Genomic DNA, 22,755 nt, shown 5'->3' with positions numbered 1-22,755 from the left:
GGTGCGGGTCACGGGCGCTCAGAAGTCCTACCGGGCGCGGCGGGGCGAGCCGGTGCACGCCCTCGACGACGTCACGGTGGAGGCCCGTGCGGGGGAGCTGCTGACCGTCGTGGGCCCGTCGGGGTCCGGCAAATCCACCCTGCTGCGGGCCATCGCGGGGCTGGAGACACTCGACGCGGGATCGGTCATGGTGGGCGACGTCGACGTCACGGCACTTGCCCCGGGGCGACGAGGCGTGGCGATGGTCTTCCAGGACGCGGCGCTCTACCCGCACCTCAGCGTCGCCGGCAACATCGGCCTGGGGGAGCGGGCGCGTGGCCGGGGCCGGTCGCAGACCCGCGAACGGGTGGCCGAGGTGGCCGAGAGCCTCGGGATCGGGGAGCTGTTGGATCGGCTGCCTTCGCAGCTGTCAGGGGGCGAGCGGCAGCGGGTTGCGTTGGCCCGAGCGGTGATCCGCGCGCCGAAGGTGTGCCTGCTCGATGAGCCACTCTCGTCGCTCGACGCCGACCTGCGGCTGCGCATGCGCGGTGAGGTGAGGGATCTCCAGCGGCGCACGGGGGCGACGATGGTCCACGTCACGCACGACCAGGCGGAGGCTATGGCGATCGGTGATCGGCTCGCGGTCATGCAGGCTGGGCGGGTCGTGCAGGTGGACACCCCGGAGCGGGTTTTTGCCGAACCGGCCACGAGCTTCGTCGCCCGGTTCGTCGGACCGCTGCCGATGAACCTGCTCACCGGCGACGGGCCCACCCGTGGGGTGCGGCCCGAACGAGTTCGGTTGCGGGACAACGCTGCTGGCGACGTCGACCAGGTGGAGCCCGGGCTGTCCGGGCTGGCCGGTGTGGTCGAGTCGGTCGAGTCGGCGGGCGAGGACGCGGTCGTGCGGGTGCGCCACGCAGGCGGGGTGCTGCTCGCACGTGTCACCGGGACGTCGCGCCCGAGTGTCGGCGACCAGCTGCGCGCGGTGTGGGACGCAGGGGACGAGCACCGCTTCGACCGGGACACAGGAGAGCGGCTGTGAGGGGCGCGCGAGCCGGGTGGCTCGGCCTGCCGTTCCTGCTCGGCGCGTTCCTCGTCGTGCTGCTGCCGCTGGGGCTTGCGGCCTACCTGGCGTTCACCGACTACTACGGCTTCGAGGCGCCGCGGTGGAGCGGCACCGACAACTGGGCCCGCCTCGCGGGCGACGGGCAGTTCTGGCGGTCGGTCGGCGTGACCGGGGTCGTCGCCGCGATTGCCGTGCCCATCCGGATCGCCCTCGCGGTCGGAGCGGCCCTCCTGCTCGCCCGGCAGGGAGGTGCCGCGGGCGCCATCGGTCGCACCGCGGCATACCTGCCCTCGGTGGTCCCCGAAGCGGCCTGGGCACTGCTGTGGCTGTGGATCCTCAACCCCCTCTACGGGCCGCTGCCGGCGGCCCTGCGCGCCGTTGGTGCGCCAGTGCCCGGGTTCCTCACCGAGCCGTGGGGAGCTCGCTGGGGGCTGGTGCTGGTGCTCGCATTCCAGGTGGGGGAGGCGTTCGTGGTGGCGCTGGCCGCGCGTCGCACAGTGCCGGGCGCGCTCTACGACGCGCTGGCCGTCGAGGGCGCGAGCCCGTGGTTCACAACGACCAGGCTGACCCTGCCGGTGATGGCCCCGATCCTCCTGCTGCTGACCGTGCGCGACCTCGTCGTGGTGGTCCAGAACGCTTTCGTGCCAGCGCTTCTCGTCACCGGCGGTGGCCCGGGGAACGCGACGCTGACTGCGCCGCTGCTCGTCTACGAGCGGGCCTTCGAGTACGGCGAGCTCGGGTATGCGAGCACCCTGTCGGTGGCGCTACTCGTGCTGACCGCTGCGGCCGCCGCGCTCCCGCTGTGGCTCGCGGCGCGGCTCGCCCAGCGCCAGCGGCGCTAGGTCCTGGCGACAGCTAGACCAGCGTGCGGCGCATGACCAGGCGCGGCATCCTGCTGGCCACCGCGTCGGTCTGGCCGACCACCTCGAAGCCGGCCTTCTCGAACATCGCCCGCGTGCCGACGAACGCCATGGTGAGGTCCATCCGCTTCTCACCCGGGTCGACCGGGTAGGCCTCGACGGCGGGCGCCCCCTGGCTCGCGGCATACTCCACGGCTCCCTGCAGGAGGTGACCGGTGACGCCGCGGCGGCGGTGACCGCCCCGGACCACGACGCAGATGATGCTCCAGACCGGGACGTCGTCGATGCGCCGGATGAGCTTCGAGGCCTCGAGCTTGGGGATCTCGGTGCGCGGGCTGACCGAGCACCAGCCAACGGGCACGCCATCGGCGTACGTGACCACTCCCATCGGGTGCGTCCCGTGGGAGAGCTTCTCCGCCGCGACCTCGCGGGCGTCCTCGCCGTCGCCGCCGAGCGCGCGGATGTCCTGGGCCCGCAGGCGGTGCGAGAGGCACCAGCAGGTGTTGGCGCGGCGGTTGGGGTTGACGATCGCGACGAAGTCGTCGAACCGGTCCGGCGTGACGGGGTGGGTCTCCCAGGTGGTGGCGTCGGTCATGGGGCCAGCGTGGCAGGCATTCCGGACACCCAGTGACCGGTATGCCGCGTGGCCGGGTCTTCGTGTGGCCGGAGACCGGGCGCCCGCGCACCGCTCGACAGGAAACGGTGTAAGCGGTTCAATCTGGATGGGCACTCCACCGGTCAAAGCGCGGCCTTCCAGCCCCGGATATGAACGGACTCTCCGATGCCTCGCGTCCTGGACCAGACCTGGCAGCTGCTCGATGACTTCGCCGATGCCGTTCAGATGCTTGACGAGCACGGCGAGCAGGAGACGCAGGTCATGGACCTGGTCTGCGACCTCACCCGCAAGGTCGTCGGGGCCGACCACGCCGCGGTGACCACCAGGCGTGGCACCCGGTGCACCGTCGTGGCGGCGACGAGCGACGTGCCCGAGGCACTGCACGCGATCCAGCTCGAGGAGCACGAGGGCCCCACCCTCGACGCGATCCACGACCACGACACGCTCCGCTCGGGTGACCTGTCGAGGGACCGGCGGTGGCGCCGGTTCGGGCCGCGGGCGGCCGACGAGGTGGGCACGCACAGCGCCCTGGCCCACGTCCTGCCGTTGGGCACCAAGGAGACCGGGGCGCTCACCGTCTACGCCGCCCGCCGCGACGCCTTCACCGGTGACCATGCGTCACAGCTGGCGATCTTCGGGGCGAACGTCGCCTCGACGCTGCGTGCGCTGTCGACGCAGAACGAGCTGGTCAACTTCCGGGCCGCGCTGCGCACCAGCCGGCGGATCGGGGTGTCGCTCGGCATCCTGATGACGACCCGGCAGGTGCTGCTCGACGAAGCATGGGAGCTGCTGGCCAAGGAGAGCCAGAACCGCAACATCAAGGTCTCCGTGCTCGCCGAGAACGTCATCGCCACCGGCGGTTTCGACCCGCCGCCGGACAACTGACGCGGTGGGCCAGGGGTGGCACCAGATGTGGGGGAGGGGTGACGCCGCGAGACCCACATCTGGGGTGCCTCTGGAGTCACACCAGTCACACCAGCACCGTTTTCGGCGTGTCGTGGGGGTGCGTGTCGGGCCTCTGACCTGCGGCGATGCACTCTTTCCCGGAACGGCTTGCGTCGCGCGTCACAGTGAGTCAAGATATCCCTACATCTAGTGGTTACACGGCTGTAGTTCGTCCACATGTAGTGCACAGGCCAAGGCCGGTTGTCCACGAGATACCCACAGGAAGTCCACATCGTCGTCCCCACCCGGTCACTCGGAAGGGGCCCGGCGGGGCGCAGGGAAGGAGCCGCACATGCACTGTCCGTTCTGTCGGCACACCGACTCGCGCGTGATGGACTCGCGCACCACCGACGACGGCAGCTCGATCCGCCGGCGCCGGCAGTGCCCGGAGTGCGGGCGGCGGTTCACGACCGTCGAGACCGCGAGCCTGACGGTTACCAAGCGCTCCGGCGTGAGCGAGCCGTTCAGCCGGGTCAAGGTGCTCGCCGGGGTGCGCAAGGCCTGCCAGGGCCGGCCGGTCAGCGGGGACGACCTCGCGCTGCTGGCCCAGCGGGTGGAGGAGTGCATCCGCCAGCAGGGACAGGCCGAGGTCGAGGCCCACGAGGTGGGCCTGGCCGTGCTCGGCCCGCTGCGCGAGCTCGACGAGGTCGCCTACCTGCGGTTCGCGTCGGTCTACCAGGCCTTCGACAGCCTCGAGGACTTCGAGGCCGCCATCACCTTGCTGCGCGCCGAACGCGACGCCACGGGTGAGGAGCCCGACGTCGCCACCACCGGTGGCGACCCCAAGACCCGGGCCGGTATGCCGCCGGGGTGAGCCCGCGGCATACCGCCCGAACCATCGCCGGGAACCACTGGCACGTGAGTGTCAGACCCCACTGAAACCATTGCTAGTCACGCCAACCAGCACCACCAGGGGACCAGGGAGGCCCACCGAGATGACCGAAACCGCAGGAGCACGTGCAGGTGCCCGCAAGAGCAACGCCAAGTCCGGGCGCGGGGTGAAGATCGAGCGGATCTACACCACGCCGGGGGTGCACCCCTATGACGAGGTGACCTGGGAGAAGCGTGACGTCGTCCAGCAGAACTGGAAGACGGGCGAGACGATCTTCGAGCAGCGCGGCGTGGAGTTCCCCGACTTCTGGTCGGTCAACGCCTCGACCATCGTGACGACGAAGTACTTCCGTGGTGCCCTCGGCACCGAAGCGCGCGAGCAGGGGCTGCGCCAGCTGATCGACCGCGTCGTGCTGACCTACACCAAGGCCGGCAAGGACCACGGCTACTTCGCCACCGCCGAGGACGCCGAGATCTTCGAGCACGAGCTGACCTACGCCCTGCTGCACCAGGTGTTCAGCTTCAACTCGCCGGTTTGGTTCAACGTCGGCACCAAGTCGCCGCAGCAGGTTTCGGCCTGCTTCATCCTGTCGGTCGACGACTCGATGGACTCGATCCTCAACTGGTACAAGGAGGAGGGCTTCATCTTCAAGGGCGGCTCGGGCGCGGGTCTCAACCTGTCGCGCATCCGCTCGAGCAAGGAGCTGCTGTCCTCCGGTGGCACGGCCTCCGGGCCGGTGTCGTTCATGCGCGGCGCGGACGCGTCGGCGGGGACGATCAAGTCCGGTGGCGCGACGCGTCGTGCGGCCAAGATGGTCGTGCTCGACGTCGACCACCCCGACATCGAGGAGTTCGTCGAGACCAAGGCGCGCGAGGAGGACAAGATCCGCGCGCTGCGTGACGCCGGGTTCGACATGGACTTGGGCGGCAAGGACATCACCTCGGTGCAGTACCAGAACGCCAACAACTCGGTGCGCGTGAGCGACGAGTTCATGCGTGCGGTCGACGAGGGCACCACCTTCGGGCTGCGGGCGCGTGGTACGGGTGAGGTCATCGAGGAGGTCGACGCCCGCGAGCTGTTCACCAAGATCGCCAAGGCGGCGTGGGAGTGCGCGGACCCGGGCCTGCAGTACGACGACACGATCAACGACTGGCACACCAACCCCGAGACGGGTCGGATCACCGCGTCGAACCCGTGCTCGGAGTACATGTCGCTCGACAACTCCTCGTGCAACCTGGCGTCGCTGAACCTGCTGAAGTTCCTCAAGGACGACGACACGTTCGACGCGGTCACGTTCCAGAAGGTCGCTGAGCTGGTCATCACCGCGATGGACATCTCGATCTGCTTCGCCGACTTCCCCACCGAGGCGATCGGCAAGACCACCGTCGACTACCGCCAGCTGGGCATCGGCTACGCCAACCTCGGCGCGCTGCTCATGGCGACCGGTCACGGCTACGACTCCGAGGGTGGGCGCTCGCTCGCCGCGGCGATCACCTCGCTGCTCACCGGTGCCGCCTACAAGCGCTCCGCCGAGATCGCGGGTGTCGTGGGGCCGTATGCCGGGTACGCCCGGAACGCGGACGCGCACAAGCGCGTGATGCGCAAGCACCAGGCCGCCAACGACGCGATCCGCACGCTCGACACGATGGACGCCGGCATCCACCGCGCGGCCACCAAGGCGTGGGACGACGTGGTCAAGCTCGGTGAGAAGAACGGCTACCGCAACGCCCAGGCGTCGGTGCTGGCCCCGACCGGGACCATCGGCTTCATGATGGACTGCGACACCACCGGCATCGAGCCCGACTTCTCGCTGGTGAAGTTCAAGAAGCTCGTCGGTGGCGGGTCGATGCAGATCGTCAACCTCACCATCCCGCGGGCGCTGAAGAAGCTGGGCTACACCGGCGAGACCATCGAGGCGATCGTCGAGTACATCGCCGACAAGGGTCACGTCATCGACGCGCCCGGGCTGAAGCCGGAGCACTACGAGGTGTTCGACACCGCGATGGGTGCGCGGGCGATCTCGCCGATGGGCCACGTGCGGATGATGGCGGCGGTGCAGCCGTTCCTGTCCGGCGCGATCTCCAAGACGGTCAACCTGCCGGAGACGGCCACGGTCGAGGAGATCGAGGACGTCCACATGCAGGGCTGGAAGCTCGGCCTCAAGGCGATTGCGGTCTACCGCGACAACTGCAAGGTCGGCCAGCCGCTGTCCGACGGTGGCTCGGCCGCCAAGGACAAGGCTGCTGGGGCCGCGGTGGCGGCCGAGCCGGTGGTGGAGAAGGTCGTCGAGTACCGCCCGGTGCGGCGCCGGCTGCCCAAGCGCCGCACGTCGCAGACCACGTCGTTCGCGGTCGGTGGCGCCGAGGGTTACCTGACGGCTGGCACGTACGACAACGGCGAGCTGGGTGAGGTGTTCCTCAAGTTCGGCAAGCAGGGCTCGACCTTGGCCGGCGTGATGGACGCCTTCTCGATCGCGGTGTCGGTGGGCCTGCAGTACGGCGTGCCGCTGGAGACCTTCGTCGAGAAGTTCACCAACCTGCGGTTCGAGCCGGCCGGCATGACGGACGACCCGGACGTGCGGATGGCGCAGTCCCTCATGGACTACGTGTTCCGCCGGCTGGCGCTGGACTACCTCGACTTCGACACCCGTTCGTTCATGGGCATCCACACCGCCGAGGAGCGCGCGCGTCAGCTCGAGACCGGCTCGTATGCCGCGTCCGACGACGACGAGTCGAGCGAGGCCGAGCTGGAGACCCTGTCGCAGTCGGCGCCGGTGTCCAAGGCCGCGGAGTCCGGCAAGGCCTCCGGTGAGGCCGCGGTCGAGGGCAAGGAGCTCGACGCGGACGCCGTGAAGTCCGGTGCCGGAGCCGCCTCGGCCCGTGAGGTCGACGTCGAGGTGCACTCGAGCGCGGAGCTGCTCGAGAAGTTCCAAGGCAAGTCGGCTGATGCGCCGATGTGCATGACCTGCGGCACGAAGATGCGGCCCGCCGGCAGCTGCTACGTCTGCGAAGGCTGCGGCAGCACCAGCGGCTGCAGCTGACGGACGGCGGAAGCGGGGCCCCGACCGATATGGCTTGGGGCCCCGCTCCGTAGTCTGGGTGCCGGCGCACGTGCCCTTCTACTGCGAAAGCAGACGGGCTTTCGCCGAACTGAATTCCTCATCAGATAGGACCCCGGAATCACGGAGCGCAGCCAACTTCTGTAGTTGGTCCGCGAGTCCCTCCGAGGCTGGGGGCTGAGGCGCGGGCACTTGAATTGTCGGCTGCTTGACCCTGCCAATTCGCGCCTTCAGCTCTTGAACGTCAGCAATGGCCGCGTTGTATTCCGACTTGGGCAAGGGCAAGCAGTTGCTCAGGGTCCAGGGGTCGTTGCTGTCGGCATTACGCGATCTGTTTGAGCCACGCCAGAAGTCCTTGTTCGCGCCTCCGGAGTAGCTGGGCGTAAGCACTTCCAGGACACCGGTTACGAAGCCGGAGTTGTACTCGATCCCCGTGATGTCTACAAAATGGAAGGTCGCAGCACGTTCGCCACCCAGCGAGCCAGCCATCAGGCTCGTCATGCCACCAGTCTTGATGATGGCCAGACGGTCGTCGAATGCCACGAGCGTGCCCGCCCCGCCCGACGAAGTGAGGATTAGCCATGGCTGTTCAGCGCCATGGCACTGCCGCAGGATTGCTTCACTCGCCTTACGAGACAACTTGCCCTTGACCCGAGTGTGAGGCCAATTGCCCTCGGCCGCGGCGGAAACCCGTGCAAGCCCCTCCGCTTCCGCGCTACGGGCGGCTGCAAACTCGTCGAGCAGGGTCTGAGGCGGCGGGGTCGCGCGCCCGTAGCTGATGTAGTGCTCGAGCGCGGCGTGATCTGCCCTAGGAACCATCTTGAACAACATCGACCGACCGTCGTTGCAGGTGACCTCGAGAGTTTCCTTCTTCCCGTTCGTACAGACACTCGCGACTTCGTCGTGGCGTGCTTGGAACTTGATATCTGGCCCGCTCAGGGCGAGCACTCGAAGCGGCGTCACTGCGATCTCATTCGCCATTGGACGCAAGTTGTTGCATGCCCCTAGGAACCAGACGTCCTCGCCGGGCAGTAGTGCCTTCCGTGCAGTCTCGAGGCGCTTCTCGCCCTTCTCGGGCTTCCACTTTTCGCTGAACTGAGTCATCGCTTAGCCGTCCTGTCTCACAACTGCTTCCTAGCCTCGAGGGTAGCGAGAAAGTTGAACGGCGCTCTCGTCATTCAGGATGTACCCACTGTTGGCACACGGTCCGGATCTGCCCCTCTGGCCTGAGCCGACTGGCTTGTGTCATCACCGCGTCATACCGCCGCGTGCCGGGCGCGCGCGTACGCATGCTGCGGATCTCCGGTGTCTTATCGGCGGGCTGAGCTGACAGACTCGCATGATGGACCTCGCAGCTCTGGTGATCAGCCGTGACATGGCAGGCCTCCGCGAGGCCTTGGCTCGAGGTGAAGACGTTGATTCGGTCGACCGTCGAGGCTTCACGGCGTTGCACGTAGCGGCTCAGCAGCACGAGCTCGAAGCGATGCGAGAGCTATTGCGCGCCGGAGCGAACATCGATGCACGGAACGCTTACGGGAACACCTTTATGGGTGGCCGTCTTCGAGTCGAAGGGGCGGGGCGACGCGATCCAGTTGTTGCTGGATAGCGGCGCGGACCCGAATGTGCTCAATGGATCGGGTCGCAGTCCGCGAGACCTCGCCGGGACGATCGCCAACTACGACGTCAGTCGCTACTTCGAGTCAGACTGAACACCCGCCCATGCCGCGGGTCGTAAGTCTTTCCGCCGCAGAAGGGCTACGACCCAATCTGACCAGCCGTGAGCTCCTCACCATCATCTGCAACGGGGTTGCCCGGGGGAACTTCGTCTAGGAACGGCTCAGCCTTCGACCCGATGAATGTGTCCAGACAGGTCTTAGCCAAGTGATCGCCCCACTTTCGCGCAGCCGCCAGCGTGCCCGCCCGGATGTAGATGACGCCGGACCACTCGCAGTCTTGATCGTCTGGCGGCAAGGAGCCATCGCGAAACCAGGCGACATACTCGAACATCGCGTCATCAGGCACGTAGCCAATGCTGACAGGATTCTCGGGCAGCTGGGTGTGATCGCGCGACCGAGGGAGCACGTCTTTCCGCCGCGGGCGTGGCGCTACGCGGCGTTCACTTGCTCTCGACAGTCACTTTCGCCGCGCGGACACCCCAGGTCGGGTGTTGCTCAGTCGTGTGGTCGAGCGCGCGGGCATCGGCAGGCTCGCCGTCGACCTCGACCCTTGGAGGGTCGTCAGTTGTGGTCGAAACCTGCGGACTCGCCTCGCCGACATCAGGTTGTGTCGGTCCGTCCTGGGAGGAGTAGTCCGTCGATACCAGGCTTGCTGGCATGGTGTGCTCGAGCCCCTCTACTGCATCAGGGCTGGTCGGGCGTAGCTTCGGGGGAGCGGCGGACCAGGCCTTGAGGTCTCCGAGTACGTCCGCGTAGAACGAGTCCACCGATGCCAGGACTGAGTCGATGAACGTGCCGCGGCCGCGACCGCGCTTGGTGCCTAATGGTGCGGAGGTGGCGACCCTGAAAGACCGAATCTCCCTAGAGGGATCGGTCACTAGGGCGGCGGGGTTCTCGCGCACAGTGCGTAGGAGCTCGGCAGCACTCGAGCCGCGCGAGTGCGCGGTGAAGCACTCCACGCGCGCGGCCTCAGGCGCGTTCTTCAGTTGGCGCACAAGCCAGTTCACGCGTGTCGTTGGCCGCCCCTCCCGTGGTGCGTCGAGATCGACATGGCAGGTGACCTGGCCAGAACGCAGGTCGGCAGTGACCACCAGGTGTCCGACGGTGTCTGGAATGCGGATCGCGCCAGTCAGCTGACCGCTCGAGCACAGTTGCTGGGTGAGCGCCTGGGCGCGGAGTGCCGGCTCGTTCAGTTCCTTTCGAGACAGCACCGGGACGACCTCGGTACCCAGCCTGCGTCCTAGGCCGAGACTCGCGAACCGCAACAAGGCATCAAATCGCGCGACGACTGTCGCGATGCCCTTGTCGGTAGGCCGAAGCGTCGCCGTCGAGACGGCATCACGCACGCTGGTCCAGGAGTCGCCCATGTCATCGAACTCGAGGGCACCGGAGCGCGAATGCTCCAGATATCGGATGAGCTCACCCAATATCCATGCCTGGTCAGGATCAGCGACGCCGCGGAACTCCTTCTGCATGACCGCCTCGGCAAGGACCTCCGACCAGGCGAGATGATGGAGGGCGACCTTCCGGAGCTTCCGCTTGTCGACCTTCGTCGGGTGCTGTCCTGCCATGGGTGGAATCTCGTTGCTGATGGTAACGACAGCGTCGAAGCCTTGCTCGCGAGCGATATCGAGGTAGTTCTCCAACTGCTCGGTTGCGAGTTCGTTCGAACCGGTCTTGACCTCGACAAGGGCGGTCCAGGATTTGGCGCCGCGGCTGACGCGGATGAGTCCGTCGGGATAGAGCCGTTTGTCCCCCAGCTCGAACGGCACCTCGATGTACGACTCGAGTGTCCCCGCGGGCGCGCCCAGAGGCTTGACGACGGCTCGGCCGAACTCCCTCACAGCGGCCATGACCGCGAGAAGTGCCGATGTTGCGCGCCGCTCCTGTTCCTCTGCGCCGTTGATGCCTGACGTTGGGATGAGGCGCGCTTCGTGCCAGGGCTGTTCGGCCATGAGGAGTCCCCTGTGTGATGTCTGTGGTGCCGATGTGACATGAAGACGCTATCGCCGCACATGGGCCGTCGCGTTAGGTTTCGTACAATTCTGCCGCCGCGGACGAATGCTTTGGCACTGAGTGACGGGGCTGATCGGTGCTCCACCGGTGCGGCGCGCGGTGGCTCCTCTGGGAGCGCTAGATGTCGACGTTACGTGGCTCGCTACAGAAGGACGCAGCCTGCAAGCAGGCCTGCAGGGAAAACCTGACCTTGTAGCGCCTTCTTGATCGTCCCTGCGTGGATGTCATACCGCGGCGAAGCGCTCGAAGCGCGTCTCCAGCCGCTGTGGGTCTGGTCGGTCCGTCTGGTGTCGCGGAAGGGTGAGCGGTCGACGGTGCATCTCCTGGAGACCGTGCCTGAGCATGGGTCCATCGATCTCGTCGAGCAGGCGTCGGTTGATGCGCACCTCGTAGTCCGGCGTGATGCCGAGCAAGAGCCGGTCGTATGCCGCGTGGTGGATCTTGCACAGACTCAGGCCGTTGGTGACCACCGGATCACCGCCTTCGGCACCGTCCTCGGTGATATGTGCGGCGTCGAGCAGCTCTGGGTGCTTGAGCGTGCAGACGCAGCATGTCCCCTCGTAGGCCAGCATCACGCGTGCGCGGAACGCGGGCTGGTGGACGCGCTGGCGAACCAGCCGAGCCGCATACGCCTTCTCGATGGGCGACAGGGGTTGGGAGCCACCGGGGACGAGGCGAAGCTGCTCATCGAGTGCGAGGGTGAACTCGCGAGTGATCGGGTTGTCGCCGATGACGAAGACCGGGTAGATGAGCTGGTAGGTGGCCTTGGCGATCTTGTCGAACCGCATCACCGGGAGGCGGTGCTCCATCGCCGCGCGGAGCTTGAGGTTCTTGCCGCCCTCAGGGCCAGATTGGTAGCTGTACGTGAGGAATCCGTCGCTCTCACGGTCGGCATACGGCCCGTCGGGCGAGGTGAGGATGCTCAAAGTTGCGACGAGGTCCCTGGGGTTCCAGATGCCGCCGCGGCCCGGATCGACGAGCCGGACCGTCGTGCCGTCGGGGAGGGGAAAGTCAGTGAGCTCGGTCCACGGCAGGTAGCCGCCAAGCTCGTCGGCGCGGCGCTGGACAGCGGCCGCGATCACCTCGCGTCTGAGTCTCTCGTCGTCGAGCGCGTCCCGTGCCATGGGAGGAGCTTAGGGAAGAGCGAATGCCCGCGCGGCGGAAAGTGTGAGACGACGGAGGCGGTCTTGCGTCTCGGCATCAGTGGACATGATCACGACGCCGCGTACGCCGCGGGTCAGGAGCACCTTGTAGACATTGCGGACCAGGCGGTCGAAGTCGAGGTCGCTCACCTTCGTGCGATTGCGGAAGTCGGGGTCCTTGTTCGCTGCCCGCACCGTCACCCATCGGTCCTTGCGCCAGACGAGGTCGGGCCCGAGGATGACGCCGGCGTAGTCGTACTCGAAGCCTTGAGCGGTGTAGACGCAGCCCACCTGGCCGAAACCGGCTGGGTCAGTCGCCCACAGTGCGGCCGCGGGAGCGCCGCCGATAGACCGGTCGCCCTTGAGATTCCATGGCCGAGCCCAGGTACCGATGCGTACGTCGGGCACCAGCGTGCCGTCAGGACGCGGGTCGCTCCACGGCCAGCAGTAGCCCGCCGCGATTCGCCCAGAGTAACCCTGCTCGAGACGGCCGCGCAGGACCGCCTCCATCTCCTCTGGTGAGTCGACCACCTGCACGTCGAAGCGCGGATCCCCTTGCCACTGAAGGGATCCCTCGGTGCTCAACCCGAGCAGTCGTCGGACCCACTGGATGTACTCCTCAGAGCCGCCCGCCCGAAACTGCGCGTCCAGGTTGATCTTCTCGACGTGGATCCCGTTGTTGGCCGCGTGCTTCTCGATGTCCTCGACGGTGCCCTGCTCGCCGGGTCGCACCACTTGGAACTCATCCAGCAGGAAGACGGGCACCCGCGCCGCGGCCAGCAGCTCCTCGACCTGGGGCTTGCCAGTGCGGTGCTCGGCCCGCGTCCACCGAGACGCTGAGGTCTCCCGAATGCGGTGCGCCTCATCGAGGATCAGCGCATCCAGATCGTTGGGGGCGGCGGCGATGAACGAGTTGAAGTACTGGAACATCTTCCGGACCTGGGGCGCGCGAGCACCTGCGACCTTACGGAGCGTCTGCGTGAACGAGCGGGATCCGGTGGCGTGCAACACCGTTCGGCCCTGGCGGGACAGCTCGCCAAGCAGAGAGAGCGCGATGACGCTCTTCCCGCTGCCCGGGCCGCCCGACACGATCACCGCCGTCTTGGTGTTGGCCCGACGAGCGCGCTCCACGGCGTGCAGCACGTAGTTGTAGGCATCGCGTTGCTCATCGAGTAGCACGAACATCTCACGCTGGCGGACTTCCTCAGCAGCCACCGAAAGAAGCTGCCGCGAAGGTGCGATGCGGCTGGTAGCCAGCCGGTCGGCATACCTGGCTCCGCTTGCACCCGGCTTGAACCGCGACCGGAGGTAGTCCTGGAACTCGCCACGGCGTTGTCCGGTGAACACGCGGCCGTGGTCGTCGCCAGGGAGTGCGAAGAGGTCGCTCACGCCGTCGTCAGTGGCGTTGTGGAGGTATGCCGCGCCGGCGACCGACCGTGGGTCGTCGGCGAGCACGGCGGTGAAGCCGACGAGGTAGTCGCAGTAGTCGCGAACCTGGAGGGCAGGGTGGGTCACCGGCCTCTGACCGTACTGCTCGATGCGGACGAGGGTGTCGCTGTCCTCGAATCGCTCGGCGTGACTCCACTGTTTGAGCTCGACGACGAGGTAGGACGGGCCGCCGGTCTGCGGGTGCTCGCCCGCGAGGACGACGTCGGCGCGCTTGCTCGTGAGCGGGAGCTGGTACTCGACGAGCATCTCCACGTCATCCAGCCCAGCCGCCCGGAGGTCTGCGGCCAAGGCAGGGAGACTGCGCTCCCACGATCGTCGCTCCGACGTGGAGGCGGTCTGGCCCATGCGAATTGCGAGCTGCTCGGCGAGATGGTCGGCCAAGTGGTGCTCCAGTACGGAGAAACCGGCGACCGACGTCCGGTAGAGCGTCACGAGTCAGAACCCCAGGCAGCACGAAGTGATCCGTGCGGGTGGGGGCTTGTCCTGACGCGGAAGCCCGTCGGGCCGCAATTACGTGAGCGACTCTAACGGGCGGGGGAGTGCATGTCTGGACGACGCGGCATACTCGCCGTCGTGTCTGATCTCGAGGCGATCCGAGTGGCGGCGAAGGCGTTCCGGGAGGAGCGGGACTGGGAGCAGTTCCAGGACCCCAAGTCGGTGATGCTCGCGCTGGTTGGTGAGGTGGGGGAGCTCGCCGAGCTGCTGCAGTGGCTGCCGGCAGATCGAGCCAAGGAGCTGATCGCTGAGGAGCCGCTGCACACGCGGGTGAGTGAGGAGCTCGCGGATGTGCTGGTCTACCTCGTGGGGCTGGCCGAGCAGTGTGGGGTCGATCTGGGGCCGGAGGCCTTGGCGAAGATCGAGAAGTCGGCACTGAAGCACCCGGTCGCGACGAGCAAGGGCAAAGCGCCGCGACGGGTCTAGAGCCCGTTGCCGCGCTGCTGACAGCGCCCGCCCGGAGCCTCTCGACCGTCCTTGTCGACCGGCTTCGTGTGGCGGCTGAACACTTCTGGTACTGGAGTGCCACGTGGTGGTTTTGGACTAGTTCGTTCGGGTAGTTGTGGACGATTCGCCAGACGTCAAGTCAGCGTCGCCGCACACTGGGGCAGACCCGATCCCCGCACGGATGGCGAGTAGCAGCATGCGTTTTCAGTCACCACCCACTTGGCCGCAGGCTCCCGACAACTGGATGCCCGACCCGGGCTGGAAACCGGACGCGTCCTGGCCGGCCCCGCCAGCCGGCTGGCGGTTCTGGGTCAACGAGTACGGCGTGCCGATCGAGGCGCCTGCCGGCCTCTACGGGTCGAAGACCAAGCGGGTCAAGGCCACTTGGCTGGTCGGATCGGCTGTCGGGTTGCTCGCGTTCATGCTCGGTGTGGGCATCGGAGCGGCCGGTGACACCGGCAACGCCCAGCCCGTCGCACTCACCTCGGAAAAATCGGCTCCGAAAGCCACGTCGACGGTCACCACTTCCGTGACCTCGACAGTTACGGCACCTCCGGTCACCACCACTGAGACCCTGCCAGCCACTACCGTTACGTCCGTCAAGACGGTCAAGGCGGTCAAGACCGTGAAGTCTGTCAAGACGGTGACAAGCAGGCCCGCAGCGGCTGACCCTCTCCCGCTGGTCGACTCGGCAGCGAGCAGCGCCTACTACCGGAACTGCGATGCTGCGCGGGCAGCGGGCGTTACGCCGTTGCGCGTCGGCGATCCTGGCTACGGGCGGCACCTCGACCGCGACGGAGACGGCGTGGCCTGCGAGTGATCGTTGTGCGTGTGCACCCGGCGGTCATGAACAAAGGGAGCTGGGCGTGGGCTTCTCTATTCGAGTAGCTCCGGGCGTGCGGGTCCGGGCTTCATCTCGTGGAATCCGGACCAGCGTTGGCCCGCGGGTGGCTCGCGTCCACATCGGTGCCGGGTCGCCGGGCATCTCAACCGGCGTCGGCCCGGTTGGCTTCTACCAATCCCTCGCGGGTGGCGGTCGTGGCAGACTGATCGGCGCGCGCACAGCCGGACAGACACTCGCGCAGGCCAAAGCGGCTCAGGCGCAGGAACTGTCGGCAGCCATTCGTCAGGTTCTGGACCTGCACCGGGTCGAGTTCGCGCCAGCGACGCGACCTCTTGCGCAGCCCGAGTCACCGGTGGACACCGGCGCGATACGCAGGCGACACATGAAGGGTGCCCTCGCAGGTGTCGCCTTCTGGAACTTCAAGGCTCGCCGTCAGGCCAAGACAGCAGCCGAAGCCGCCACCCAGCGAGAGCTGGCCGACAACCAGGCGAGACTCGCGCAGCTTCAGGCCAATCGCCAAGCCGACCTCGACAGGAGGTGGGCGCGCCTTACCGACAACGACCCTGAGGTCGTACGCGAAGACCTCGCCGCGGCATACGAGGACAACGATGCGGCCGCTGCGGTAGTGGCGGTGGAGAAGGGAACAGCCAGTGTCGTGGTGCTCGTGCCCGACGTCGACGTTCTTCCGGATCGGTACCCCACGACCACCCAGGCCGGAAACCTCTCTTTGCGGCGAATGTCCAAGACGGAGCAGTCAGAGCTCTACCGCACCATGGTTGCGGGGTATGTCCTCGTCACCGTCAAGGAGGCGCTTGCCGTCGCGCCCCGCCTGCTGGGGCTGCGAGCCGTCGCGATCCGGATCCCTCGCGCGGACGCGTACGGAAAGCCGGTCGTCGAGCCAGTCCTCGCCTGTCACCTGACCCGTCAGGCGTTGTCCGGTGTGAGGTGGAAGGAGGCTGACGCGACAAGCGTGCTCATGGACGCCGCCGACGAGGTCGTGTTCCGACTGAAGGGAGCGGCCAAAACGCTGATGCCCATCGAATTGGTAGCTGAGCCAGACATCGCTCGCTTGGTCGCTGCGGTCGAGGTCGATGAGCTCCTGATGAAGAATCGCGTGACGGCGTAGGTCAGTAGCAGGGGCCTCCGCCCAGGAGTCGAAGTCCCTCGCGGTCGCCAGCGCCAAACTCCGTGACGTGTGAGCTCTCAGGGGCCATGACTTCCGCAGATGAGTCGAAGTGGGCGAGTCCGATCATGTGGCTGAGCTCGTGCATCACCACGGCCCGCGCTCTGGCCCAGCCGTTCGGCTCATGCATCATCCGCTGCAGTGCTGGCCCGTCGAGCGACACCGTGCCCGTCCCGTAGTGGCGGTTGGCGTCGACGTAGGAACCAGTTTCGATGGGGCCGCCGAGTCCGATCGCCTTCGGACCGAGCCGGTTGTCCTCTCGCGGCGACAGCCACGCCACCAGCGCCGGCCGGTTCCTCCAGCTTGCGACGGGGGAGCTGGTGGAGGCTCGAACGGAGCTCGGCAGTTCATCGCTGGCGCCGTCCACCACGAACTTCAGGCCGCTCGCTTCGCTCACTCGGTCCAACGCCTCGCGCAGCATCCGGTCGGCGTCCGGGACGGCGTGCGTGCTGTTCACGACGATGTGAATGGTGTCGCACCTGCTGAACGCCACTGGGTCGCCGTTGGCCTTGGTCGCGAGGAACGCATAGTCCGAGGTCTTGCTCCCCACTCCCGCAATGCCACCGCCGGTGTTCACGCCGGGCAGGTGACGGAGCCCGAGCGCACGGGGGATGGCGTCGTGGCCCAGGACGGCGTTGTCGATGTATGCCGTGGCCGCCAGGACCGCTGCCACGATCAGGAGCGTCACGCTGGTCCGTGGTCCTGACCGTGGCCGTCGTGCGCGACGCCGGGTGGCGTGGCCCGCTAGGCGAGCGGGCGGCGAACCCATCGGCACTGGCGTTCGCGGTGCCGTCAGCGTGTGCATTGAGGGTCCCTGAGTCGCGCGCCGGCGAGGGGGAGTGCGTCCGGCCTTCAGGTCGGCCAGGCACCACAAGCAGATCGACCGTCCGGAGCGGGAGTCGAAGCCGGCGCGCTCGCCGGCCACCATCGTTTCCCCGCACCGACACTGTGTGTGGTCGGGCACGGTCGTGAGTCGGATCGTGTCGTCGAGTTCCAGTGGTGCTCCCCGCGTGGTCTACCTGCGAGGTCACACTGCCGGACTTCCGTCAGCGGCCGTGGGCGAAATCCTCACGAAGGTGCGGAATCAACCCGTTCGGCTGACTCGACCGAGAGGCCGGATGGGTGGTCAGGGCATCCAGGCGACGATGTCGAACACCCTGAGCGCGGAAATGTCGGCGCCCACGCCCGCCTCGTCTCGGATCGACAGGAGGCGACGGTGAAGCGCGTGGTCGTTCTCCTGAAGAGCCCCATGGAGAGACATCCAAAAGTCATCGGGTCGGCCGACCCGCTCACGGACGACGGTGTCGTAGACAGGGATGAGGCGAGGTCGCTTTCGTGCCAACAACTTGCTCGCTGTCACGAAACCGACGTTGGGAAGGTCGTGCAGCCTCGACCACAGTTTCCACGCGGGCCACTCTGGCGTGATGGAGGAGCCTTCGACGTCCACCAGGTCAAGCCCGGTGGGCAGTTTGCCCAGTAGGGCGGAGATGTCTCCGCGAAGTGGTCCGAGGATCGCGAGAGCTGCACGCGGATCCACGTCGACGGACAGCATCGTGACCGCGACCAGATCCTCGGGTGTGAGCTGGTCGCGGACCTCGGGACGGTCGCCGCCACCGCCGAGTCGTTCGAAACTGGCGCCGGTGAACGGTTCCTGACCGGTAAGGCCGAAGTACTGCCGCAAGGCGGTGACGGCGCCAGTGTCATCCTGGGTTGCAAGTCTCGGTGGCAGGGTCCAAGGCATGCGTCGACTCTAACGGTGAGTGTCAGTCGCGATGGGTAGAACGGTCGCATGGATGATGTTGGGCTGGGACGGCCGCTTCGCCGTCGAGATCGCTGGGCCCCGGACGCATCATTCGCGCGGATCCGTGACACCGTCACCGTGGTGCGCCTCCGTCCCCGGCTGACGGCTCGAGGCGACCCGTGGATGGTCGTGGAGGCAGATTCCCGGGTCGGAATCGTGAGGCTGCTGTTCTTTCCACAATTCTGGAGCTCGCTCACAGAACCGTTGGTCGAGGGTGACACGCTGACGATTGCTGGTCGCCTTGCGGACCGCTCACCCCGGGCCATCCATGTTGTCGCCGTGACCTGCGAGTCTGAAACGGCGCGAGCGACTCGCCAACGGTGATGCGATCGCCCACGACTCCACGGCGAAGGCCAGCCACGCGGCATACCGACGGCTGTCACGCCACCACGCACTCAGGGTCACCCCTGAACCGCCCCTGAACGCTGACCCAACTTGGCGATATCCCATTGCCCGCCCCGTCATCCGGGCCCTAGCGTCGATCTCGGACGGCGCCAGGCAGGGGGTGCGACGCGACGATCGGGAGGCTTGGCGAGATGGCTCAGACGCGCATGGGTGACGTGGGGCGGTTCGCCTGGTTCCCGAGCGGCAAGGTGACGAAGTGGTTCGTCGTGGGGTTCTGGCTCGTCGTGCTGGCGGCCGCGTTCAACCCGGCGGGCAAGCTGCAGGGGGTGCTCAACAACGAGGCGGTCGCGTGGCTGCCCACGGATGCCCAGTCGACCCAGGTGGTCCGGCAGATCGAGGCGTTCCAGAGCAAGAACGAGTTCCCCGCCGTCATCGTCTACGAACGCCCGGCCGGCGTCACGCCGCAGGACCTGGAGGCCGTCGCCGCGCAGGTCGTGAAGTTCGACGCCCTCGCGCCGGTCAAGAGCAAGACCGTCGGGCCGATCCCATCGCAGGACGGCAAGGCGTTGCAGGTCATCGTCCCCCCGTCGACCCGGGCGAGGGTGGGTGGGACGCCCTCGGTGACATCGTCGGTGACGTCCGCGGGATCGCGGACGTGCGCCCTGCCGGACTCTCGATGCACGTCACCGGACCCGTCGGGTATGCCGCGGACTCCTCCGAGGCGTTCTCCGGCATCGACGGCAAGCTGCTCTACTCCGCGATGGCCGTCGTCATCGTCATCCTTCTCCTGACGTACCGCAGTCCGGTGCTGTGGCTCATCCCCGTGATCTCTGCTGGCACAGCGCTTTTCGTCGCGCAGGCCGTCATCTACTTCCTCGCCAAGGACGACACCCTCACCGTCAACGCGCAGAGCTCGGGCATCCTCACCGTGATCGTGTTCGGCGCGGGGACCGACTATGCCCTCCTGCTGGTCGCGCGCTACCGAGAGGAGCTGCGGCGGCACGAGGACCGGCACGAGGCCATGGCGTTCGCGCTGCACCGCGCCGGGCCGGCGATCCTCGCGTCCGGCGCGACGGTGATCGCCGGGATGCTCTGCCTGCTCGTCGCGACCATGAACTCCACCAAGGGGCTCGGGCCGGTTGCGGCGATCGGCATCGCGGTGGGGCTGCTGGTGATGCTGACGCTGCTGCCCGCGCTGTTGGTCGTGTGTGGTCGGTGGATCTTCTGGCCGGCGCGGCCGACGTTCGGGTCGGTCGACCACACGCGCGACGGGTTCTGGGCGCGGATCGGGCGCCGCATCGCCCGCGCCCCGCGGCGCACGTGGATCGTGACGTCCGTGCTGCTGGCGGTGGCCACGCTCGGCGTCCTGCAGCTCAACGCCACCGGGCTGTCCAACGCCGACTCCTACTACGGTGAGCCCGAGTCGGTTGTGGGGGAGCAGATCGTGGCGAAGCACTTCCCGGCAGGGTCGGGCTCGCCGGTGCTGGTGTTGGCCAACGCCGATGCGGCTGGTGCGGTGAAGACGGCCGTGGCCGGTGTGAAAGGCGTTGCGGCAGTTGGTGATCCGGTGACGAAGGGCGGGCGGTCGATCATCCAGGCCACCCTCGCGGACGCGCCGGACTCCGATGCCGCGACCGCCACGGTTGACCGCATTCGGTCCACCATCGCCGACGTTCCCGGCGCCGACGCCATCGCCGGTGGCGACACCGCGACGCGCGCGGACACGTTGCGGGCCTCGGCCGACGACAACGTGCGCATCATCCCGCTGATCCTCGCCGTGGTGCTGCTCATCCTGGTGTTGCTGCTGCGCGCGATCACCGCGCCGCTGATCCTCATCGGGACCGTGCTGTTGTCGTACGGCGCGGCAATGGGGTTGTCGGCATTGATCTTCCGGCACGTGCTCGGGTTCGCCGGGGCGGACTCGTCGCTGCCGTTGTTCGTCTTCGTCTTCCTCGTCGCCCTCGGCATCGACTACAACATCTTCCTCATGACGCGTGTCCACGAGGAGGCCAAGGAGATCGGCACCCGGCGTGGCGCGCTGGTGGATCTGTCGGCGACGGGTGGCGTGATCACGTCGGCTGGGCTGGTCCTGGCTGGCACGTTCGCGGTGCTGGGGACGCTGCCGGTCGTGACGTTCGCCGAGATCGGACTGGCAGTCGCGCTCGGCGTGCTGCTCGACACCCTGGTGGTGCGGTCGGTGCTCGTGACTGCGCTCAACCTCGACGTCCGTGGCCGCATGTGGTGGCCCAGCGCCCTCGCCCGCCGCGACGCCGAGCTCGACGCGCGGCCGTTGGCGGGTGAGGAGGGTGACGGCGTCGTTGGGGATGCGGACGAGGCAGAGGGGAGCGCCGCGCTCGAACCGGCCCGCTGACCCGGAGCGGCTCAGCGGACCCCTCGGGCGTCGGGTTATTCGCGGCCGCAGGGTCGTGGCGCCGACTGCGCCTGTGGACAACGGGGTGGCCCATTGGGGCGATTTGCGTAGACTCGCGGCCAGATCGGCGCGTTCGTGCGTGCCGAGAGGGGAGTCGTTCAGTGTTCGCACGGCGTTGGTATGCCGCGGTGGCGGCTGGGGTGCTCGCGCTCGGCCTGGGTGCCTGCAACGGGGGCGGCGATGACCCGCCGACCACATCGACGAGCTCGTCGTCGAGCACCAGCACGACGTCCACGAGCACTCCGTCGAGCACCACGACCACGTCGGGCACGGCGACGCTGGACCCGGCCAAGCTTCCGCCCGAGGCGCAGAAGCACACCCCCGAGGGGGCCGCAGCCTTCGTCGAGTACTACATGGAGCAAGTGAACGAGGCGTGGACTCAGCCCAACTCAAAACTGCTTCCTCTGTTGAGTGATCCTGAGTGCATCGCATGTAAGAACTTCAACAAAACGAGCGCGGAGCTCGAACGCGACGGACAGAAGTACGACTCCAACCCTGTGACGGTGACGAGGGTGACGCCCCTCAGCCAGAACGCCGATGGCGTTCAACTGGTCCGGCTGTACATGGACCAACACAAGGTCAACGTCGTCGACAAGGCAGGCAAGGTAGTGCTCACCGATCCTGCGAAGAAGCTCGCTCGCACCGTTGGGGTGCAGTGGATGGGGGCATCATGGCGTCTCTACGGCATGCAGTAGCGGTTGGATGCGCTTTCGTCGTAGCACTCGTGGGGATTGCGTCGGGGGCAGCGGCGGACATTGGCGGTGACGGGACGGGCGACGGTGTCCGCATCAAGGTGTTCACCGCGCAAGAACTGAAGGACCTCAAGGCATCAGCAATGGTGGCCAAGGCTAAGAAGGCGCCGATTCAGTACGAGTACACGGCGGTGGCCAATTGCCCCAATGAGGAGCCTGGGTCTACCAACGCCGATGCCTTCTGCCCGAGCGCAGCCGCCTTCTGCGCCAACAACACCCCGGAGCAGGGGCTAGGTCCCAGCGTCAAGCTCTATCGGCGCGAGGTTGATGCGGCTGGCAAGCCGCAAGGCGGCTGGGAGCAGTACGGGATCACGTGCTTCCCTCAGTTCGCCCCAGGGGCAAGCCCAACCCTAACCATGGAACTGATCCTGGCGGCATTCCATGACACGAAGTTCGCGGTGCCGACCGTGCAGATCCAGCCCAAGGGCAACGTCACGCTGGTGACCCTGCCCACCTATTTCCAGGTGGTCTGGCCCGAAGCTGGCTTCGAACCGGACGAGGTCGACAAGCCCGACCCCGCGACTGTGGCCGGTTTCAACGTCGAGATCCGCCCAGTCCTCAAGTCGGTCAACTACATCTACGGCGACGGCAGCTCCAGCGGCCCGACCGAGTCGCTCGGCGGCCCCTACCCCGAGGGCGACGTCACCAAGGAGTACCCGAAGGCCGGCACCTTCCAGGTCCGCGCCGACGTCACCTACGGCGGCCAGTTCCGGGTCAACGGCGGCCAGTGGATCGACATCCCCGACGTCGTTGTCATCCAGGGCACCCCTGAACCGCTCCAGGTCAAGACGGCCAAGGCAAGACTCGTCACCCACTGA

General features: G+C 67.3%; 22 protein-coding genes. 14 read left to right on the top strand and 8 right to left on the bottom strand.

Features of this window, described 5'->3' with window-relative positions:
- Position 1 precedes the first annotated feature (1 nt).
- Together HJG52_RS05225 and HJG52_RS05220 are read left to right on the top strand one after the other, a co-directional pair.
- On the top strand, positions 2-1,021 hold the full coding sequence (locus tag HJG52_RS05225; protein WP_206069910.1) for an ATP-binding cassette domain-containing protein: 1,020 nt from the start codon (positions 2-4) through the stop codon (positions 1,019-1,021).
- Positions 1,018-1,887 carry an ABC transporter permease subunit gene (locus tag HJG52_RS05220; RefSeq protein WP_206069908.1) on the top strand — a complete coding sequence of 290 codons (870 nt, stop codon included), beginning with the start codon at positions 1,018-1,020 and terminating at the stop codon, positions 1,885-1,887. Before HJG52_RS05225 ends, HJG52_RS05220 begins: the two co-directional genes overlap by 4 nt.
- A gap of 13 nt (positions 1,888-1,900) precedes the next feature.
- Here HJG52_RS05220 and HJG52_RS05215 read toward each other — a convergent pair whose 3' ends face one another.
- A complete protein-coding gene (locus tag HJG52_RS05215; protein WP_171242433.1) occupies positions 1,901-2,500 on the bottom strand; it encodes a GNAT family N-acetyltransferase in 600 nt (199 codons plus the stop codon).
- A gap of 186 nt (positions 2,501-2,686) precedes the next feature.
- Between HJG52_RS05215 and HJG52_RS05210 the strand changes: the two genes are divergently transcribed.
- The 3 genes from HJG52_RS05210 to HJG52_RS05200 all read left to right on the top strand — a co-directional run bounded on the left by HJG52_RS05210 (position 2,687) and on the right by HJG52_RS05200 (position 7,338).
- On the top strand, positions 2,687-3,406 hold the full coding sequence (locus tag HJG52_RS05210) for a GAF and ANTAR domain-containing protein (RefSeq protein ID WP_171242432.1): 720 nt from the start codon (positions 2,687-2,689) through the stop codon (positions 3,404-3,406).
- 352 nt (positions 3,407-3,758) lie between these two features.
- Positions 3,759-4,280, top strand: coding sequence for a transcriptional regulator NrdR (gene nrdR, locus HJG52_RS05205; protein WP_171242431.1), 522 nt, complete (start codon positions 3,759-3,761; stop codon positions 4,278-4,280).
- 121 nt (positions 4,281-4,401) lie between these two features.
- A complete protein-coding gene (locus HJG52_RS05200; protein WP_171242430.1) occupies positions 4,402-7,338 on the top strand; it encodes a vitamin B12-dependent ribonucleotide reductase in 2,937 nt (978 codons plus the stop codon).
- A gap of 78 nt (positions 7,339-7,416) precedes the next feature.
- Here HJG52_RS05200 and HJG52_RS20615 read toward each other — a convergent pair whose 3' ends face one another.
- A complete protein-coding gene (locus tag HJG52_RS20615) occupies positions 7,417-8,460 on the bottom strand; it encodes an SHOCT domain-containing protein (RefSeq protein WP_240977174.1) in 1,044 nt (347 codons plus the stop codon).
- A 235-nt stretch (positions 8,461-8,695) separates the two neighbouring features.
- On the opposite strand from HJG52_RS20615, the gene HJG52_RS21830 reads away from it, so the two are divergent.
- Together HJG52_RS21830 and HJG52_RS20610 are read left to right on the top strand one after the other, a co-directional pair.
- Positions 8,696-8,962 (top strand): ankyrin repeat domain-containing protein, encoded by a 267-nt coding sequence (locus tag HJG52_RS21830; RefSeq protein ID WP_430413326.1) that lies wholly within the window; start codon positions 8,696-8,698, stop codon positions 8,960-8,962.
- Positions 8,907-9,065: an ankyrin repeat domain-containing protein gene (locus HJG52_RS20610; RefSeq protein WP_346767576.1), complete on the top strand. Its 159-nt coding sequence runs from the start codon at positions 8,907-8,909 to the stop codon at positions 9,063-9,065. The genes HJG52_RS21830 and HJG52_RS20610 overlap by 56 nt, the downstream gene beginning before the upstream one ends.
- 46 nt (positions 9,066-9,111) lie before the next feature.
- Here the strand turns inward: HJG52_RS20610 and HJG52_RS05180 are convergent, their stop codons facing one another.
- From HJG52_RS05180 to HJG52_RS05165, 4 genes are all read right to left on the bottom strand, one after another.
- Positions 9,112-9,378, bottom strand: a complete 267-nt coding sequence (locus HJG52_RS05180; RefSeq protein ID WP_171242427.1) for a hypothetical protein — start codon at positions 9,376-9,378, stop codon at positions 9,112-9,114.
- Positions 9,379-9,472: 94 nt separating this feature from the next.
- Positions 9,473-10,987 carry a hypothetical protein gene (locus tag HJG52_RS05175; protein ID WP_240977173.1) on the bottom strand — a complete coding sequence of 505 codons (1,515 nt, stop codon included), beginning with the start codon at positions 10,985-10,987 and terminating at the stop codon, positions 9,473-9,475.
- Positions 10,988-11,272: 285 nt separating this feature from the next.
- Positions 11,273-12,172 (bottom strand): HNH endonuclease, encoded by a 900-nt coding sequence (locus HJG52_RS05170; protein WP_171242426.1) that lies wholly within the window; start codon positions 12,170-12,172, stop codon positions 11,273-11,275.
- A 9-nt stretch (positions 12,173-12,181) separates the two neighbouring features.
- Complete coding sequence (locus HJG52_RS05165) at positions 12,182-14,071, bottom strand: DNA/RNA helicase domain-containing protein (protein WP_346767575.1); 1,890 nt, start codon at positions 14,069-14,071, stop codon at positions 12,182-12,184.
- Between the two features lie 141 nt (positions 14,072-14,212).
- On the opposite strand from HJG52_RS05165, the gene HJG52_RS05160 reads away from it, so the two are divergent.
- The 3 genes from HJG52_RS05160 to HJG52_RS05150 all read left to right on the top strand — a co-directional run bounded on the left by HJG52_RS05160 (position 14,213) and on the right by HJG52_RS05150 (position 16,551).
- Entirely contained in the window at positions 14,213-14,560 is a 348-nt protein-coding gene (locus HJG52_RS05160; RefSeq protein ID WP_346767574.1) for a nucleotide pyrophosphohydrolase, read from the top strand.
- A 217-nt stretch (positions 14,561-14,777) separates the two neighbouring features.
- Positions 14,778-15,401, top strand: coding sequence for an excalibur calcium-binding domain-containing protein (locus HJG52_RS20605; protein WP_240977172.1), 624 nt, complete (start codon positions 14,778-14,780; stop codon positions 15,399-15,401).
- A 127-nt stretch (positions 15,402-15,528) separates the two neighbouring features.
- Complete coding sequence (locus HJG52_RS05150) at positions 15,529-16,551, top strand: hypothetical protein (RefSeq protein WP_171242424.1); 1,023 nt, start codon at positions 15,529-15,531, stop codon at positions 16,549-16,551.
- Between the two features lies 1 nt (position 16,552).
- On the opposite strand, the gene HJG52_RS05145 is transcribed toward HJG52_RS05150, so the two are convergent.
- Both HJG52_RS05145 and HJG52_RS05140 read right to left on the bottom strand, forming a co-directional pair.
- Positions 16,553-17,296 (bottom strand): zinc metalloprotease, encoded by a 744-nt coding sequence (locus HJG52_RS05145; protein ID WP_171242423.1) that lies wholly within the window; start codon positions 17,294-17,296, stop codon positions 16,553-16,555.
- A 438-nt stretch (positions 17,297-17,734) separates the two neighbouring features.
- On the bottom strand, positions 17,735-18,349 hold the full coding sequence (locus HJG52_RS05140; protein WP_171242422.1) for a DUF6308 family protein: 615 nt from the start codon (positions 18,347-18,349) through the stop codon (positions 17,735-17,737).
- A 596-nt stretch (positions 18,350-18,945) separates the two neighbouring features.
- Here HJG52_RS05140 and HJG52_RS20600 point away from each other — a divergent pair.
- The 4 genes from HJG52_RS20600 (at position 18,946) to HJG52_RS05125 (ending at position 22,755) form a co-directional block, all read left to right on the top strand.
- The gene (locus HJG52_RS20600; RefSeq protein ID WP_240977171.1) at positions 18,946-19,545 is read left to right on the top strand and encodes a hypothetical protein; all 600 of its coding nucleotides are present in this window, start codon (positions 18,946-18,948) and stop codon (positions 19,543-19,545) included.
- A complete protein-coding gene (locus tag HJG52_RS05135) occupies positions 19,431-21,125 on the top strand; it encodes an MMPL family transporter (protein ID WP_240977604.1) in 1,695 nt (564 codons plus the stop codon). Before HJG52_RS20600 ends, HJG52_RS05135 begins: the two co-directional genes overlap by 115 nt.
- 161 nt (positions 21,126-21,286) lie before the next feature.
- On the top strand, positions 21,287-21,880 hold the full coding sequence (locus HJG52_RS05130) for a DUF6318 family protein (RefSeq protein ID WP_171242421.1): 594 nt from the start codon (positions 21,287-21,289) through the stop codon (positions 21,878-21,880).
- 29 nt (positions 21,881-21,909) lie between these two features.
- Positions 21,910-22,755: a hypothetical protein gene (locus HJG52_RS05125; RefSeq protein ID WP_171242420.1), complete on the top strand. Its 846-nt coding sequence runs from the start codon at positions 21,910-21,912 to the stop codon at positions 22,753-22,755.

This window comes from Knoellia koreensis (genome assembly GCF_013041615.1).
In the GTDB taxonomy this organism is placed as follows: Bacteria; Actinomycetota; Actinomycetes; order Actinomycetales; family Dermatophilaceae; genus Pedococcus; species Pedococcus koreensis.
Note: the sequence above shows the minus strand (reverse complement) of the source record. Positions and strands in the feature narration are given on the sequence as shown.

Bases quoted from the DNA above. Each gene is read 5' to 3' on its own strand.
- HJG52_RS05215 (WP_171242433.1), bottom strand. From the start codon at position 2,500: ATGACCGACGCCACCACCTGGGAGACCCACCCCGTCACGCCGGACCGG.
- HJG52_RS05210 (WP_171242432.1), top strand. From the start codon at position 2,687: ATGCCTCGCGTCCTGGACCAGACCTGGCAGCTGCTCGATGACTTCGCC.
- nrdR (WP_171242431.1), top strand. From the start codon at position 3,759: ATGCACTGTCCGTTCTGTCGGCACACCGACTCGCGCGTGATGGACTCG.
- HJG52_RS05200 (WP_171242430.1), top strand. From the start codon at position 4,402: ATGACCGAAACCGCAGGAGCACGTGCAGGTGCCCGCAAGAGCAACGCC.
- HJG52_RS20615 (WP_240977174.1), bottom strand. From the start codon at position 8,460: ATGACTCAGTTCAGCGAAAAGTGGAAGCCCGAGAAGGGCGAGAAGCGC.
- HJG52_RS21830 (WP_430413326.1), top strand. From the start codon at position 8,696: ATGATGGACCTCGCAGCTCTGGTGATCAGCCGTGACATGGCAGGCCTC.
- HJG52_RS05175 (WP_240977173.1), bottom strand. From the start codon at position 10,987: ATGGCCGAACAGCCCTGGCACGAAGCGCGCCTCATCCCAACGTCAGGC.
- HJG52_RS05170 (WP_171242426.1), bottom strand. From the start codon at position 12,172: ATGGCACGGGACGCGCTCGACGACGAGAGACTCAGACGCGAGGTGATC.
- HJG52_RS20605 (WP_240977172.1), top strand. From the start codon at position 14,778: ATGCGTTTTCAGTCACCACCCACTTGGCCGCAGGCTCCCGACAACTGG.
- HJG52_RS05140 (WP_171242422.1), bottom strand. From the start codon at position 18,349: ATGCCTTGGACCCTGCCACCGAGACTTGCAACCCAGGATGACACTGGC.
- HJG52_RS20600 (WP_240977171.1), top strand. From the start codon at position 18,946: ATGGCTCAGACGCGCATGGGTGACGTGGGGCGGTTCGCCTGGTTCCCG.
- HJG52_RS05135 (WP_240977604.1), top strand. From the start codon at position 19,431: ATGCACGTCACCGGACCCGTCGGGTATGCCGCGGACTCCTCCGAGGCG.